At 71.3% G+C, this 15199-nt stretch carries 11 protein-coding genes; 9 read left to right on the top strand and 2 right to left on the bottom strand.

From position 1 onward, the window contains the following. The first annotated feature begins 2 nt into the window (after positions 1 to 2). From FYW95_RS01410 to mmsB, 6 genes are all read left to right on the top strand, one after another. The gene (locus FYW95_RS01410) at positions 3 to 905 is read left to right on the top strand and encodes a carbohydrate ABC transporter permease (RefSeq protein ID WP_159939984.1); all 903 of its coding nucleotides are present in this window, start codon (positions 3 to 5) and stop codon (positions 903 to 905) included. Positions 906 to 935: 30 nt separating this feature from the next. Next, positions 936 to 2009, top strand: coding sequence for an arabinan endo-1,5-alpha-L-arabinosidase (locus tag FYW95_RS01405; RefSeq protein WP_159939986.1), 1074 nt, complete (start codon positions 936 to 938; stop codon positions 2007 to 2009). Positions 2010 to 2070: 61 nt separating this feature from the next. After that, on the top strand, positions 2071 to 3594 hold the full coding sequence (locus tag FYW95_RS01400) for an arabinosylfuranosidase ArfA (RefSeq protein ID WP_159939988.1): 1524 nt from the start codon (positions 2071 to 2073) through the stop codon (positions 3592 to 3594). 17 nt (positions 3595 to 3611) lie between these two features. Then, positions 3612 to 4697 carry a multiple monosaccharide ABC transporter substrate-binding protein gene (gene chvE / locus FYW95_RS01395; RefSeq protein ID WP_160049887.1) on the top strand — a complete coding sequence of 362 codons (1086 nt, stop codon included), beginning with the start codon at positions 3612 to 3614 and terminating at the stop codon, positions 4695 to 4697. Next, on the top strand, positions 4694 to 6274 hold the full coding sequence (locus FYW95_RS01390; protein WP_159939992.1) for a sugar ABC transporter ATP-binding protein: 1581 nt from the start codon (positions 4694 to 4696) through the stop codon (positions 6272 to 6274). The genes chvE and FYW95_RS01390 overlap by 4 nt, the downstream gene beginning before the upstream one ends. Further along, positions 6271 to 7563 carry a multiple monosaccharide ABC transporter permease gene (mmsB, locus tag FYW95_RS01385; protein WP_159939994.1) on the top strand — a complete coding sequence of 431 codons (1293 nt, stop codon included), beginning with the start codon at positions 6271 to 6273 and terminating at the stop codon, positions 7561 to 7563. Before FYW95_RS01390 ends, mmsB begins: the two co-directional genes overlap by 4 nt. A 25-nt stretch (positions 7564 to 7588) precedes the next feature. Here mmsB and FYW95_RS01380 read toward each other — a convergent pair whose 3' ends face one another. Together FYW95_RS01380 and FYW95_RS01375 are read right to left on the bottom strand one after the other, a co-directional pair. Next, complete coding sequence (locus FYW95_RS01380) at positions 7589 to 9244, bottom strand: VWA domain-containing protein (protein WP_160049886.1); 1656 nt, start codon at positions 9242 to 9244, stop codon at positions 7589 to 7591. 4 nt (positions 9245 to 9248) lie between these two features. Beyond that, a complete protein-coding gene (locus FYW95_RS01375) occupies positions 9249 to 10406 on the bottom strand; it encodes a hypothetical protein (protein WP_160049885.1) in 1158 nt (385 codons plus the stop codon). A gap of 223 nt (positions 10407 to 10629) precedes the next feature. Here FYW95_RS01375 and dnaG point away from each other — a divergent pair, with 223 nt between their 5' ends. The 3 genes from dnaG to FYW95_RS01360 all read left to right on the top strand — a co-directional run bounded on the left by dnaG (position 10630) and on the right by FYW95_RS01360 (position 15137). Continuing rightward, positions 10630 to 12498 carry a DNA primase gene (gene dnaG / locus FYW95_RS01370; protein WP_160049884.1) on the top strand — a complete coding sequence of 623 codons (1869 nt, stop codon included), beginning with the start codon at positions 10630 to 10632 and terminating at the stop codon, positions 12496 to 12498. A gap of 66 nt (positions 12499 to 12564) precedes the next feature. Beyond that, positions 12565 to 13698 (top strand): RNA polymerase sigma factor RpoD, encoded by a 1134-nt coding sequence (gene rpoD, locus FYW95_RS01365; protein WP_201294594.1) that lies wholly within the window; start codon positions 12565 to 12567, stop codon positions 13696 to 13698. A gap of 116 nt (positions 13699 to 13814) precedes the next feature. Next, a complete protein-coding gene (locus tag FYW95_RS01360; protein ID WP_159940002.1) occupies positions 13815 to 15137 on the top strand; it encodes a glycoside hydrolase family 18 protein in 1323 nt (440 codons plus the stop codon). Positions 15138 to 15199: the final 62 nt, after the last annotated feature.

Below are 15199 nucleotides of genomic sequence, written 5' to 3'. Positions count from 1 at the left end.
CCATGGCCGCACCAGCCCCCGCCACCACCCCCGCGCCGCGCGCCGTCTCGGCCCCCGCGCGCCCGCCCCGGACCTCCCGGAAACGGCGTGTCACGGTCGGCTCGGCCGCGCTGTACACGGTCGCCGCCCTGGCCGGGATCCTGTGGTTCGTCCCCCTGCTGTGGGCCTTCGCCACATCGGTCAAGCCCGAGGGCGAGACCACCGTCATGCCGCCCAGCTGGTTCACCCCCAACGCCACCCTGGACGCCTACGCGGAGGTCCTGGGCCGCGGCGACATCGTCCGCTGGACGATGAACTCCCTCATCACCACCACGATCGTCACCGCACTCACCCTCGTCGTGTGCGTGCTGGCCGCCTACGGCTTCTCCCGGTTCGACTTCCGCGGCCGCGGCTGGCTCTTCGCCCTGGTCATCGGCGGCATCCTCATCCCGCCGCAGGTGCTCATCGTGCCCCAGTTCGTGCTGATGACCCAGCTCGGTCTGGTGGACACCTACTGGGGCGTGGCCCTGCCCCAGGTGGTCGCCCCGGTGTTCGTGTTCATCCTCAAGCGGTTCTTCGACGCCATCCCGCGCGACTACGAGGACGCGGCCAAGATGGACGGCGCCGGACCGCTGCGCGTGCTGTGGAACGTCATCCTGCCGCTGTCGCGGCCCATCCTCACCGCCGTCGGCATCTTCACCTTCATCGGCGCGTGGAACAACTTCCTGTGGCCGTTCATCGTGGTCAACGACCCGGAGATGATGACCCTGCCCGTGGGCCTGGGCACCGTCCTCGGCCAGTACGGCATCCAGTACGCGCAGGTCATGGCCTCGGCCGTGCTGGGCGCCCTGCCCCTGCTCGTGGTCTACCTGCTCTTCCAGCGGCACATCGTCACGGGTGTGGCGGGTGCCGGGATCAAGGGCTGACACGCTTCCCCCGACCCCCAGGAGCCCCTCATGCCACACCCGCTCACCCGCACCGCGACGGTGCTCGCCGCCGCGCTGACCGCATCCGTGGTCGCCGCCACGGCCCTGACCGCCCCGGCCTCGGCCGCACCGAAGGACTGGGACCGCCCGCCCAACAACCCCGGCCTGCCCCTGAGCGGATACCAGCCCGAGGACCAGCACCCCTTCACCGGAGGGCTGCGCGTGCACGACCCCGCCCTGTACAAGGGCGGCAGGGGGCAGGACTGGTACGTCTTCGGCACCGGCAACCCCGACATCGGCGACGGCAACATCCAGATCCGCAGCTCGCGCAACGGGCGCCACTGGACCTACACCGGCACGGTCTGGGACACCAAGCCCGACTGGCTCACCGAGGCCGTCCCCGGCGTGGAGACCCTGTGGGCGCCCGACATCCACCACTCCGACGGCACCTACTACCTGTACTACTCGGCCTCCACCTTCGGCTCCAACCGCTCGGTGATCGGCCTGGCCACCAACACCACCCTGGATCCCGAGGACCCCGACTACGCCTGGGCCGACCGGGGCCCGGTGTTCGAGTCCTTCCCCGGCGACCCCTACAACGCCATCGACCCCGGCGTGGTCGAGGACGCCGAGGGCCGCCACTGGATGACCTTCGGCTCCTTCTGGAGCGGCATCCGGATGGTGGAACTGGACTGGCCCAGCGGCCGGGCGGCCGAGGGCGCCGAGGTGCTGCACCTGGCCGACCGCCAGGAACCCCCCAACGCCGTCGAGGCGCCCTACATCGTGCACCGCGACGGCTACTACTACCTGTTCGTCTCCCTCGACCACTGCTGCCGCGTCGAGAGCGACTACAAGATCGCGGTCGGCCGCTCCGCCGACGTCACCGGTCCCTACCTGGACGCCGACGGCGTGCCCCTGCTCGAGGGCGGCGGCACCGTGATCCTCGCCGACGAGGGCACCATCACCGGGTCGGGCGGCCAGTCCGTCTCCGGCGGCCTGCTCGCCTACCACTACTACGACACCGACCTCGGACCCGACTTCGACTTCCGCATGGCGATCCGCAGGCTGCACTGGACCGCCGACGGCTGGCCGTACGTCCGCTGACCCGCACCGCACCGGGTCCGGCCCCCGCGGGCCGGACCCGCCCACCACAGGAGGAGAACCCTTGCTCAACGCCTCGCTCCGCGTCGACGCGGCCACCCCCCTCGCCCCCGTCCACCGCCGCACCTTCGGCTCCTTCGTGGAACACATGGGCCGCTGCGTCTACACCGGTGTCTACGAGCCCGACCACCCCACCGCCGACGCCGACGGGTTCCGCCGCGACGTCGCCGACCTGGTCCGCGAGCTGGGCGTGACCACCGTGCGCTACCCCGGCGGCAACTTCGTCTCCGGCTACCGGTGGGAGGACGGGATCGGCCCCAAGGACCAGCGCCCCGTCCGCCGCGACCTGGCCTGGCACAGCCTGGAGACCAACCAGTTCGGCCTGAACGAGTTCATGACCTGGTGCCGGCGCATGGACATCGAACCGATGATGGCCGTCAACCTCGGCACCCGCGGCCTCCAGGAGGCCCTGGACCTGCTGGAGTACACCAACCACCCCTCCGGCACCCACCTGTCGGACCTGCGCGCCGCCCACGGTCACGCCGACCCCTACGACATCCGCATGTGGTGCCTGGGCAACGAGATGGACGGCCCCTGGCAGATCGGCCACCTGGACGCCCGCTCCTACGGCCGCAAGGCCGCCCAGGTGGCCCGCGCCATGAAGATGGCCGACCGCGACCTCGAACTGGTCGTGTGCGGCAGTTCCGGATCGGCCATGCCCACCTTCGGCGCGTGGGAGGCCACCGTCCTGGAGGAGACCTACGACGCCGTCGAGTACATCTCCCTGCACGCCTACTACGAGGAGCACGACGGCGACCTGGCCAGCTTCCTCGGCTCGGTGACCGACATGGACCACTTCATCGAGTCTGTGGTCTCCACGGCCGACGCCGTCGGTGCAAGGCTGGGCAACCGCAAGCGCATCCAGCTCTCCTTCGACGAGTGGAACGTGTGGTACCTCAGCCGCCACCAGGCCCAGGCCGAGGTCCAGCCCACCGACGACTGGCGTGTGGCCCCCCGCGTCATCGAGGACCAGTACAACGTCGCCGACGCCGTCGTGGTCGGCAACATGCTCATCAGCCTGCTCCGGCACAGCGACCGCGTCACCGCCGCCAGCCAGGCCCAGCTCGCCAACGTGATCGCCCCGATCATGACCGAGCCCGGCGGGGCGGCCTGGCGGCAGACCATCTTCCACCCCTTCGCGCTCACCGCGGCCGCCGCCTCCGGCCACGTGCTGCGCGCCGAGGTCACCGCCCCCGTCCAGGACACCGCCAAGTACGGTGAGGTGCCCGTCCTGGACGCCGCGGTCACCACCGACTCCGAGACCGGGCGGGCCGCGCTCTTCGCGGTCAACCGCTCCACCGACCAGCCGCTTACTCTGGAGGCTGACCTGCGCGAACTCGATCCGAGCGGGGTGGCCGAGGCGCTCACCCTCGCGGACGAGGACGTCTACGCGGCCAACACCATGGACGATCCGGACCGGGTCGCGCCCCAGCCCAACAAGACCGCCCGGCTCGACGGAGGGCGGCTCACCGTCACCCTGCCCCCGGTCTCCTGGACCGCCCTCACCCTCTCCATCCCCCGCAAGTGAACGGAAAGGCGCAGCCCATGACCCCCCGTACCACCAAGGCGCTGGCCCTGCTCGGCGCCGCGCTCCTGCTCACCGGCTGCGGCGGCGTCGGCGACGCCGCCCGCTCCGAGGGCGAGGCCGGAACCGTCGGCATCGCCATGCCCACCCAGTCCTCCGAGCGCTGGATCAACGACGGCCAGAACATGGTCGCCGAGTTCGAGGCCCGCGGCTTCGGCACCGACCTGCAGTACGCCGAGGACGTCGTGGAGGACCAGGTCTCCCAGATCGAGAACATGATCACCCGGGGAGCCGACGTCCTGGTCATCGCCGCCATCGACGGCGAGGCCCTCGGAGACGTCCTGGACATGGCCGCCTCCAGCGACATCCCCGTCATCGCCTATGACCGCCTCATCCGCGGCAGCGAGAACGTCGACTACTACGCCACCTTCGACAACTTCGAGGTCGGCGTCCTCCAGGGCCAGTACATCGTCGACGCCCTGGACCTGGAGAACGAGGAGGGCCCCTTCAACATCGAGCTGTTCGGCGGCTCACCCGACGACAACAACGCCTACTTCTTCTACGACGGGGCGATGTCGGTCCTGCAGCCCCACATCGACGACGGCACCCTGGAGGTCCGCAGCGGCCAGACCTCCATGGAGCAGATCGCCACCCAGCGCTGGGACGGCTCCATCGCCCAGTCCCGCATGGACAACCTGCTCAGCGCCCACTACTCCAGCGAGGACGTGGACGCGGTGCTCTCGCCCTACGACGGCATCAGCCTCGGCGTCATCGAGTCCCTGCGCGCCGTCGGCTACGGCACCGAGAGCAAGCCCCTGCCCGTGGTCACCGGCCAGGACGCCGAGGCCGCCTCGGTCAAGTCCATCATCGCCGGGGAGCAGACCCAGACTGTGTTCAAGGACACCCGGGCCCTGGCCACCCAGACCGTGGACATGGTCGAGGCGCTCCTGGCGGGCGAGGAGGTCCCGGTCAACGACACCGAGACCTACGACAACGGCGTCAAGGTCGTCCCTTCCTACCTGCTCGAACCCGTCTCCGTCGACGTCGACAACTACCACGACGTGCTGATCGGCAGCGGCTACTACGAGGAGTCCGACCTCCAATGACAGACCAGGAGAGGCGGCCCGCCGCCCCGGGCGGGCCGCTCCTGCTGATGCGCGACATCCAGAAGGAGTTCCCCGGGGTGCGCGCCCTGGACGGCGTGTCCCTGAGCGTGGGACACGGCCGTATCCACGCCCTCATGGGGGAGAACGGTGCGGGCAAGTCCACCCTGATGAAGGTGCTCAGCGGGGTCCACCCCGCGGGCTCCTACACCGGGGAGATCCTCGTGGACGGCGAGCCCTGCGCCTTCTCCGGGGTCGCCGACAGCGAACGCGCCGGGATCGCCATCATCCACCAGGAGCTGGCGCTCATCCCGCAGCTGTCCATCAGCGAGAACATCTTCCTCGGCCACGAGCGGTCCCGTTTCGGGATCGTCGACTGGGGCTCCACCCACGCCCGGGCCCGGGAGCTGCTGCGCCGGGTGGGGCTGGACGAGAACCCGGCCACGCCCGTCTCGGCGCTCAGCGTGGGCGCCCGCCAGCTCGTGGAGATCGCCAAGGCCCTGGCCAAACGGGTCCGGCTGCTCATCCTGGACGAGCCCACCTCGGCACTGAACGAGGTGGAGAGCGCCCGGCTGCTGGAGCTGCTTCTGGACCTGCGCGAGCAGGGCGTGACCTGCATCCTCATCTCGCACAAGCTCAACGAGATCATGCGAGTGTGCGACGAGGTCACCATCCTGCGCGACGGCCGCACCATCGAGACCCTGGCCGTGGAACGCGACGCCGAGGGCACCCCCTCGGTGGACGAGGACCGCGTCATCCGCGGCATGGTCGGCCGCGCCCTCGACCAGCGCTACCCAGACCGGACCGGCGAGATCGGCCCGGTGCGCTTCGAGGTGCGCGACTGGACCGTGGACCACCCCGCCCAGGCCGGGAGGCGCGTGGTGGACGGGGCCCACCTCACCGTCCGTGCCGGGGAGGTCGTGGGCATGGCGGGCCTCATGGGCGCCGGGCGCACCGAGTTCGCCATGAGCCTGTTCGGCCGCTCCTACGGCCGCCACGTCCGCGGCACCGTGCTCAAGGACGGCACCGAACTCGACACCAGCGGCGTCGCCGAGGCCGTGCGCGGCGGCATCGCCTACGTGCCCGAGGACCGCAAGACGCTCGGCCTGCTCCTCGACGACGACATCCGGCACAACACCACCATGGCGGCGCTGGGCCGGATCTCCCGGCACGGGGTCCTCGATCCCGGGCTGGAGGCCGTGGAGGCCGAGCGGATGAGCGAGCGGATGCGCGTCCGCAGCCACGGCACCACCCAGACCGTGCGCACCCTCAGCGGCGGCAACCAGCAGAAGGTCGTCCTGGGCAAGTGGATGTTCACCCAGCCCGACCTCCTGATCCTCGACGAGCCCACCCGGGGCATCGACGTGGGCGCCAAGTACGAGATCTACCTCATCGTGCGCCAACTCGCCGCGGCCGGTGCCTGCGTGCTGCTCATCTCCTCCGAGCTGCCCGAGATCCTCGGCATGTGCGACCGGATCTACACGATGTGCGAGGGGCGCATCACCGGAGAGGTCCCCCGCGCGGGGACCGACCAGGAGACCCTCATGAGACTGATGACACGAACCGGGGACCGCCCGTGAAAGAGCCGACCACCACCTCACGCCTGTCCCGGCTCGGCGCCGCCCTGATGCGGGACAACGCCCGCCAGTACGGCATGGCCATCGCCCTGGTGGCCATCATCGTGCTGTTCCAGATCCTGACCGGGGGACTGCTACTCACCCCGCTCAACGTCACCAACCTGATCATGCAGAACTCCTACATCCTGATCCTGGCGATCGGGATGATGCTGGTCATCGTCACCGGGCACATCGACCTCTCGGTCGGCTCGGTGGTGGCGTTCACCGGCGCGGTGTCGGCGATCATGCTCACCTCCTGGGGGCTGCCCACCGTGGTGGTCGTGCCCCTGGCCCTGCTCCTGGGCGCCCTCATCGGCGCCTGGCAGGGCTTCTGGATCGCCTACGTGCGCGTGCCCGCCTTCATCGTCACCCTCGCCGGGATGCTCGTGTTCCGCGGCGCGACCCTGGCGGTACTGGGCGGGGAGTCCATCGCCCCCCTGCCCGCCAACCTGCGCTCCCTGTCCAGCGGTTTCCTGCCCCTCCAGGGAGAGGGCCTGCACCTGCCCACCCTGGTGCTGGGCGCGGCCGGGGCCGCGGCCATCGTGTGGGTCCAGTGGCGCGCGCGGTCGCGCTCGATCGGACACGGACTCCCGGTCCCGCCCGCCGGGGTCACCGCCGCCTCCTCGGCGGTCGTGGTCGCGGCGGTGCTCGCCTTCACCTACGTGCTGGCCCAGTACAACGGCCTGCCCGTGGTGGGCGTGTTGCTCATCGCGCTCATCGCCGGGTACTCGTTCGTCATGCGCTCCACCACCATGGGGCGGCGCGTGTACGCCGTCGGCGGCAGCGAGCAGGCCGCCGCGCTGTCCGGCATCCGCACCCAGCGGACCACGTTCTGGGTGTTCGTCAACATGGGCGTGCTCTCGGCGCTGGCCGGGCTGGTGTTCACCGCCCGGCTCAACGCCGCCACACCCGGCGCCGGGACCATGTTCGAGCTCGACGCGATCGCGGCGGCCTTCATCGGCGGCGCCTCCGCCTCCGGGGGCGTGGGCACCGTCGTCGGGGCCGTCATCGGCGCCCTGGTCATGGGCGTGCTCAACAACGGCATGTCGCTGATCGGCCTGGGCGTGGACTGGCAGCAGCTCATCAAGGGCCTGGTGCTGCTGCTCGCCGTGGCCTTCGACATCTACAACAAGCGCCGCGCCACCTCCGGGCGTTCCGTCTCCCTGCCCCTGACGCGGCGGCGCGACGGGAACGGAGGCGGGGGCGGCGGGGGCGGCAGGACGCCCGCGCCCGCCCGGGCCTCCTCCTCCTGAGGACCCGGGAGGTCCGGGGCCGCAGCTAGCTGTAGCCCCGGATCTCCCGGAACACCCGCTCCAGCTCCTCCTCGCGGGCGTCGAACACCCGCCCGCCCGTCATCTCGGCGAGCTCGGTCATCTCGGGCACGTCCGACTCGCCGAACAGCACCGTGAACACCGGCACCCCCGCCACCGCGTCCGGCAGCTCCGCCAGCGACTCCCCGAACCCCTCCAGGTCGGTGCCCGTGTTCACGACGCCGTCCGTCATGAGCACCACCGACATCAGACGTTCGTCGTCGGGGCCGGAGTAGTCCTCCTCCAGCAGTTCGTAGGCCCGCACGAGGGCGTCGTAGGCCGCCGTGTCGCCCAGCGCCTCCAGGTCCTCCACCGCCGCGGCCAGGTCGGCGTTGGCCTCTCGTGCCGCACCCGGCTCCATGACGAACCTGAGCGGCTCGGCGGGTTCGGTGGCGAACGGCAGCAGGGTGACCTCCTCGCGCTCCTGGAAGGTCTGCGTGCTGCGGGACAGCGAACCGCCGTCCGCCCGGGTCAGCGCCTGCAGGGCCGACTTCAGCTCCGCGAGCCGGTCGCCCTCCATCGACCCCGACACGTCCAGCACGTACACGGTGCGCGCCGGGCGGCGCAGCGTGGCGAAGTAGTCGGCCACCAGTCCGTCCACCACCTCACGGCTGGAGGGGAAGGCCAGTTCCACCAGGGAGGGGACGGGCGGGGACAGCTCGGCCTCCCCGTTGACGGGGCGCCGCCGCGTCTGGTCGGCGATCCGCTGCTGGGTCTCCGCCGAGGTCAGGTCCTCCACCAGCCGCTCGTACCCCGCCAGGACCTCCTCGGAGGGTTCCGACAGCAGTGTCAGCGGGTAGTCGGCGGTCACCACGCCGTCGGCCGGGTAGACCACGGTCAGCGGTTCGGGCAGGGCGCCGGCGTCGTTCAGGGACAGGATCACCGATTCGTAGTTGATCAGGCCGTCCACCGGCCGGCCCTCCCGTGCGCGCCGCACGTAGGCGTCCGTCAGCCACCCCGAGGACCCCGCCGTCACCTCTTGCCCCTGGAAGAACTCCGCGAGCTGGGGGCCCACTCGTTTCACGTCCTCGGTGCTCAACGCAGCGCCGGTGTCGGCCATCGCCGCGGCCACGCCGATCAGCGCCGAGAAGCCGGAGTTGGAGGCGCCCGGGTTGGTCATCCCGTAGGTGAAGTCCTCCGCCGCGACCGCCTCGTGCACGTCCGACCAGGTCACCTCGGCGCCCCCGGTCCAGCCCAGCTCCTCGGCACGGTCGGCGGCCACGCCCAGGACCACGGGGGAGACCATGATCGGGGTCTCCGCGTGGATGGCCGACCGGGCGCCCCCGTCCAGGGCGAGGTAGCGGTTGGAGGCGAACCAGACCGCGTCGTAGGTCCCCGCCTCGCCCTCGCGGTCGCCCGCGGCGATCTGGGCCATCCCGTCCAGGGTGCCCCGGTACTCCAGCGCCACCGTCACCCCGGTGCGCTCGGCGACCTCCTCCAGCAGCGGCTCCAGGTCGGCGAGCTCGCTGCCGGCCAGGACCCGCAGCGTCACGTCGGGCTCCCCGCCGCCAGGGGCGCAGCCCGTCGCCAGCAGGACCGCCGCCAGCCCCGACGCGCACGCGGCGCGGACCCTTCCCGTTCCCAGCACCCGTTCCCCGCTCCCGTGTCCGGTGTTCGTCCGCATGACGTCAGCTCCCGCCGCCGCGGGCCGCCTCGTCGGCCGTGGGCGGGCGTATCCCGTTGTCGCTGTAGGCCTGCTCGATCGCGGTCAGCAGGCCCTCCATGGCCTCGTGGGTCGGGCTGTTGACCACGTCGTCCAGGCGGGTGCGCACCGGCAGCCCGTGCTCGGCCACCAGGTCGTCGAAGGAGTTCCCGGCCTGCGTGCGGAAGCCGTGCTCCGCCGCGAGCTCCTGCAACCGCTCGTCCTCGGTGAGCAGCCGCCCGACCTCCGCGCCCGCGTCGGTGAACGGGACGACCCTGTGCTCGGAGTAGACGGTCGGGGCCGGGTAGAGCACCACGGCGTCCTCGGCGAGCGCGGGCCCGTTGACCATCGCGTCCACGTACTGCGACTCGTAGGCCCACAGCAGCGGCGTGTGCCCCGCGCCCAGGTCGCGGTACTGGTCGAAGGGCTGCTGGGAGGACTCCGGAGGATGGCCCTGGGCCAGGAACAGCCGCGAGAGCGTGTCCGTGAGCTCGCGGTCCACGCCGCCGGGGGGCACCACCTCCTCGCCGTTGAGCAGGTAGGACAGGGCGGCCACGTGCATCGCCGCGGAGTTGGAGGTGCGCGGGTCGGTGGTGCGCACCAGCACCTCGTTGCGGTTGCTGGAGCTGACCGCGCTCCCGGGCAGGTCGCGCCAGCGGACGCGTTCCCCGGTCAGCTCCAGGTAGGCGGCCAGGTCGAAGGACCAGGTGCCGTCCTCGGCCCGGTGCGCCACCCCGGCCTCCTCCAGGGCGTCCACCATGGGCCGGTAGCTGAGCACGACCATCGGCGTGCTGAAGGGCCGGTACTCGTCCCCGAGGCCGTGCAGCCGCCGGACGTACTCCGCGGCCTGGCCTGATCCTGGGGAGAGGAAGTCGGCCTCCCCGGGGTCCTCGGCCATCAGCCGCGAGCCCCGGGCCCGCACCGCCACCTCGTAGCCGAGTTCCGCGAACCGGTCCCGGACCCGCTCGTCGGTGAACAGCTCCACCTTCTCCGAGCCGACCAGGCCCTGTACCGGCGTCGTGCTCTGGAACACGCGCCCGAGAACGACGAACCCGAGCGCGACGGCCAGGGCCACCGCGAGCACGGAGGCGACGACCACGAACCAGAACGCGCCCCGGCCGGACGTGTGGGGGGATGCACGCACCTCGCCGATCCTCCTCGAAGCATGGGAGTGGAGGCCATCACGCTGCCACGGCGGCCGGGCGCCGAAACGACCGGGAGGTGTCCGGGGGGTGGAGTGAAGGGAAAGCCCGGGCGGGTGCGGTCACCGTCCGGACCCATGCCGTACGGCTCGGTCCGTGCCGTGCACGGGGGCCGGGCCGGGGACGACGACGGGAACGTCCCCGGGGCGAACTACCCTGGACAGCGTGGCAGGCCGGATCAAGGACGAAGACATCGCGCTCGTACGCGAACGCACCCCCATCGCCGACGTGGTCGGTGAGTACCTGCAACTCCGCAACGCCGGAGGCGGCTCGCTCAAGGGGCTGTGCCCCTTCCACGACGAGAAGTCCCCCTCCTTCAACGTCACCCCAGCCAAAAACCTTTGGTACTGCTTCGGCTGCGGGGAGGGCGGTGACACCATCACCTTCCTGCAGCGGATGGAGAGCCTGAGCTTCACCGAGGCGGTCGAGGCGCTGGCCCGCCAGATCGGCGTCACCCTGCGCTACGAGGAGGGCGGGCGCAGCGCCCGGCGCGACGAGAGCAAGCGCCAGCGCCTGCTGGACGCCCACCGGGCCGCCGCCGAGTTCTACGCCGAGCAGCTGCTGGCCCCCGGCGCGGTCACCGCGCGGCGCTTCCTGTCCGAACGCGGCTTCAACCGCGCGCACGCCGAGCACTTCGGCCTCGGCTACGCCCCCGCGGGCTGGGAGAACCTCACCGCCCACCTGCGCCGCAAGGGCTTCACCGACGCCGAACTGGTGGAGGGCGGCCTGGCCAGCCAGGGACGGCGCGGCGCCTACGACCGCTTCCGCAACCGGCTGCTGTGGCCCGTGCGCGAGGTCACCGGCGAGGTCGTGGGCTTCGGGGCCCGCAAGCTCGACCCCGAGGAGGACGGCCCCAAGTACCTCAACTCACCCGAGAGCCCCATCTTCCACAAGGGGCGCCTGCTCTACGGCCTCGACCTGGCCAAGCGACACATCTCCCAGCGGAGCCAGGCGGTCATCGTCGAAGGCTACACCGACGTCATGGCCTGCCACGTCGCGGGCGTGACCACCGCCGTGGCCACCTGCGGCACCTCCTTCGGCGAGGACCACCTCAAGATCCTGCGCCGGATGCTGCTGGGCCGCTCCAACCAGGGCGGCCGCGTGGTGTTCACCTTCGACGGCGACAAGGCGGGCCAGAAGGCGGCCGTACGCGCCTTCGCCGAGGAGCACGGGTTCGCCTCCGAGACCTTCGTCGCCGTGCAGCCCGACGGGCTCGACCCCTGCGACCTGCGCCTCAAACAGGGGGACCAGGCCGTGGTGGACCTGGTGGAGCACCCCGCGCCGCTGTACGAGTTCATGATCCGCAACGTCATGGAGGGCTACGACCTGACCACGGCCGAGGGGCGCATCGCCGCCCTGGACGCCGCCGCCCCGGTCGTGGCCAGCATCCGCAACGAGGGCGTGCGCCTGTCCTACGGCAAGAACCTGGACCGCTGGCTGGGCCTGATGGACGAGGCCTTCGTGCTGCGCCGGGTCCGCCAGCACATGCGCGGGGGGGACCGGCCGGGTCGGCGCCGGGAGGTGCCCGCCGCGCGCCCGGCTCCCACCCCCGACGCCCGGGAGGCCCCCTACGACCTCGGCGACCCCTCGGTCCAGCGCGAACGCCAGGCGCTCAAGCTCGCCCTGCAGTACCCCTCACTGGCGGCGGGCTTCGACCGGCTCGTCGAGGAGGACTTCACCGTCCCCCAGCACCGGGCCGTGCTCAGGCTCGTCGCGGACCATGGCGGGGTGGCCGCCGCGCACGACCCCGCCGCCTGGGTCGCCGGGCTGCGCGAGGCCGCGCCCAACGACACGCAGCGTGATTTCCTCACCCGTTTGGCGGTCGAACAACTGGAGTTCTACGGAGAACTCGACGAGCGTTACGCCCAGCAAATACTGGGCACAATCAAGACTCATTCCATCAATCGGAGAAAAATAAACCTCAAGTCCCAGCTCTCGCGGCTCGACCAGGTCTCGGAACCCGAGGAGTACCTGCGGTTGTCCACCGAGTTGCTCCGCCTTGAGCAGGAAAGACGCGCACTCGCCGAGGAGTGACCACCCGCTATGTAGCAGCGGGGTGACAATAATAGTTCTCCCTTTTCCGGTACCCGTGCGGGCACAATGGGGGGCGTGGCTCCCACAGTTGTGACCAACGAAACGCCGCCCGTTCAACAGGTGGTCCGGCTGCTCCCCGACGCGGGTCGGGGACCGGTCAGCCGCGGCGAGGTCGCCTCGGCGCTGGAACGGCTGGACGCGCCACCCGACTTCCTGGACCAGGCGGTCGTCCACCTGTCCCGGATCGGTGTGGAGGTCACCGACCCCGACGACGCCGGGCCGCTCGCCGATCCGGGCCGACGCTCGGGCTCGGACCTGGTCCGGCTCTACCTGCGCGAGATCGGCCGGGTGCCCCTGCTGACCGCGGAGGAGGAGGTGGACCTGGCCAAGGCGATCGAGGTCGGCCTCTACGCCCAGCGCCGCGCCGCGGACGGGTGCACGGCCGAGGAGCTCGGCGCCCTGGTGGAGGAGGGCAGTCGGGCCAAACGGCGCCTCATCGAGGCCAACCTGAGGCTGGTCGTGTCCATCGCCAAACGGTATATGGGCCGGGGTCTGCTTTTCCTCGACCTCATCCAGGAGGGCAACCTCGGACTGATCCGCGCGGTGGAGAAGTTCGATTACCGCAAGGGTTTCAAATTCTCCACCTACGCCACGTGGTGGATTCGCCAGGCCATCACCCGGGCTATCGCCGACCAGGCGCGCACGATCCGTATTCCCGTGCACATGGTCGAGACCATCAACAAGATCGTCCGGGTGCAGCACCAACTGCACCAGCAACTGGGCCGCGAACCCAGTACCGCGGAGATCTCCTCGGCCGCCGGATTCTGCGGCGAACGGGTCCGTGAAATCCAGCAGCTCGCCCGCGAACCGGTTTCGCTGCAGTCGCCCATCGGCGAGGAGGAGTCCGACTTCGGTGATTTCATCGAGGACTCCGACGCGGTCGTCCCCGTGGAGGCGGCGGCCTTCACCGTCCTGCAGGAGCACCTGGGCGCGATCCTGGCCGGGCTCTCCGACCGCGAGCGGCGCATCATCCGGCTGCGGTTCGGGATGGCCGACGGCCATCCGCACACCCTGGAGGAGGTGGGACGCGAGTTCGGGGTGACCCGGGAGCGGATCCGCCAGATCGAGGCCAAGACCCTGGCCAAGCTGCGCCATCCCTCACGGGCGGGCACCCTGCGCGACTTCCTCATCGCCGACTGACGCCGGGAACACCCACGACCAACGCGCGGGCCCCTCCCCGGGTTCCGGAACGGCCTGTTGTGGCCGACCTGTGCCAGACACCCGGTTTCCCGTCCCGGGCCGTCTACGGTCGTACTGTGAACGCCTCTCCATCCACACGCGGTGACGGGGCCCGGCCGCGGCGCCGCCTGCGCGTCCTGGGCGCGGTCCTGGCCGCCGCCGTACTGATCACGGGGGTCTTCGTGGCGGCGAGTACCCGGGAGCTGGAGCGCATCGGCTACTTCGCCGACTGGAACGTGGCCAACCGCGACTACACCGTCAAGGAATTGGAGGCCAGCGGCGCCCCCGCGCACCTGACCCGCCTCATGTGGGCCTTCGGCGACGTCAGCCCGGAGGGGCTGTGCCACATCCCGGGCAACCACGACCAGCCCTGGGAGCTGTACCAGCGCCGCTACGAGGCCGAGGAGAGCGTCGACGGGCGGGCCGACGACTACGACCAGGGGCTCGCGGGCAGCCTCCACCAGCTGCGCCTGCTCCAGGACGAACACCCCCACCTGCGGGCCAGCCTGTCCCTGGGCGGCTGGAACTGGTCCACGCACTTCTCCACCGCCGCGCGCACCGAGGAGTCCCGCCGGGCCTTCGTCTCCTCCTGCCTGGACCTGTGGCTGCTCGGGAACCTGCCGGTGCTCGGGGACGAGCCGCAGGGGGGACCGGGCTCCGCCGCGGGCATCTTCGACGGCATCGACCTGGACTGGGAGTGGCCCGGCGGAGGGGGCGCCTCCGACAACGTCGAGCACCCCGACGACGCGGCCAACTTCACCCTGCTGGTGGCCGAGTTCCGCCGCCAGATGGACGACCTGTCCAGCCGCACCGGACGCGACTACGTCCTGTCCGTGTCCCTGCCCGGCGGGAGCGGCTCCTCCGACGCCTACGAGGAGGAGGTCTTCGACCACGTCGACTTCGCCACCGTGCAGGGCTACGACTTCGCCGGACCCTGGAACGAGCAGACCGCCTACCACTCCAACCTGTACCCCCCGGCGTTCAACCCGGAGGCCAACAGCGCCGACCGCGCCGTCCAGCGCTACCTGGACCTGGGCGCGCCGCGGCACAAACTGGTCCTGGGCCTTCCGGCCTTCGGCCGAGGCTGGCAGGGGGTGTACCCCGCCGACTCCGGCCTCGGCCAGCCGGCGGACGGGCCCGCCGACGACGCCTACGACGGCCCCACCATGGCCTACGCCGACCTGCGCGAGCGCGGGGGCGAGCACTTCGTGGACGAGGAGGCGGGCGCCGCCTGGACCTACGACGGCGACCAGTGGTGGACCTACGACACCCCCGAGGTCGTGGAACTCAAGGGCGCCTACGTGCGCGAGCGGGGCCTGGGCGGCCTCATGGTCTGGAACCTGGACATGGACCCCTCCGGCGAGCTGGTCCGAGCCATGGACGCCTCCCTGCGGGGCTGAACCCCCGCGCGCGCGGACGGGCTCGCGCGGCGCCCTTGCGGCGCCGCCGACGCACCCGCCAC

It is taken from the genome of Nocardiopsis sp. FR4 (genome assembly GCF_009830945.1).
Lineage (GTDB): Bacteria > Actinomycetota > Actinomycetes > Streptosporangiales > Streptosporangiaceae > Nocardiopsis.
The sequence above is the reverse complement of the archived record's forward strand: the minus strand, read 5'-3'. Positions and strand labels throughout refer to the sequence as shown.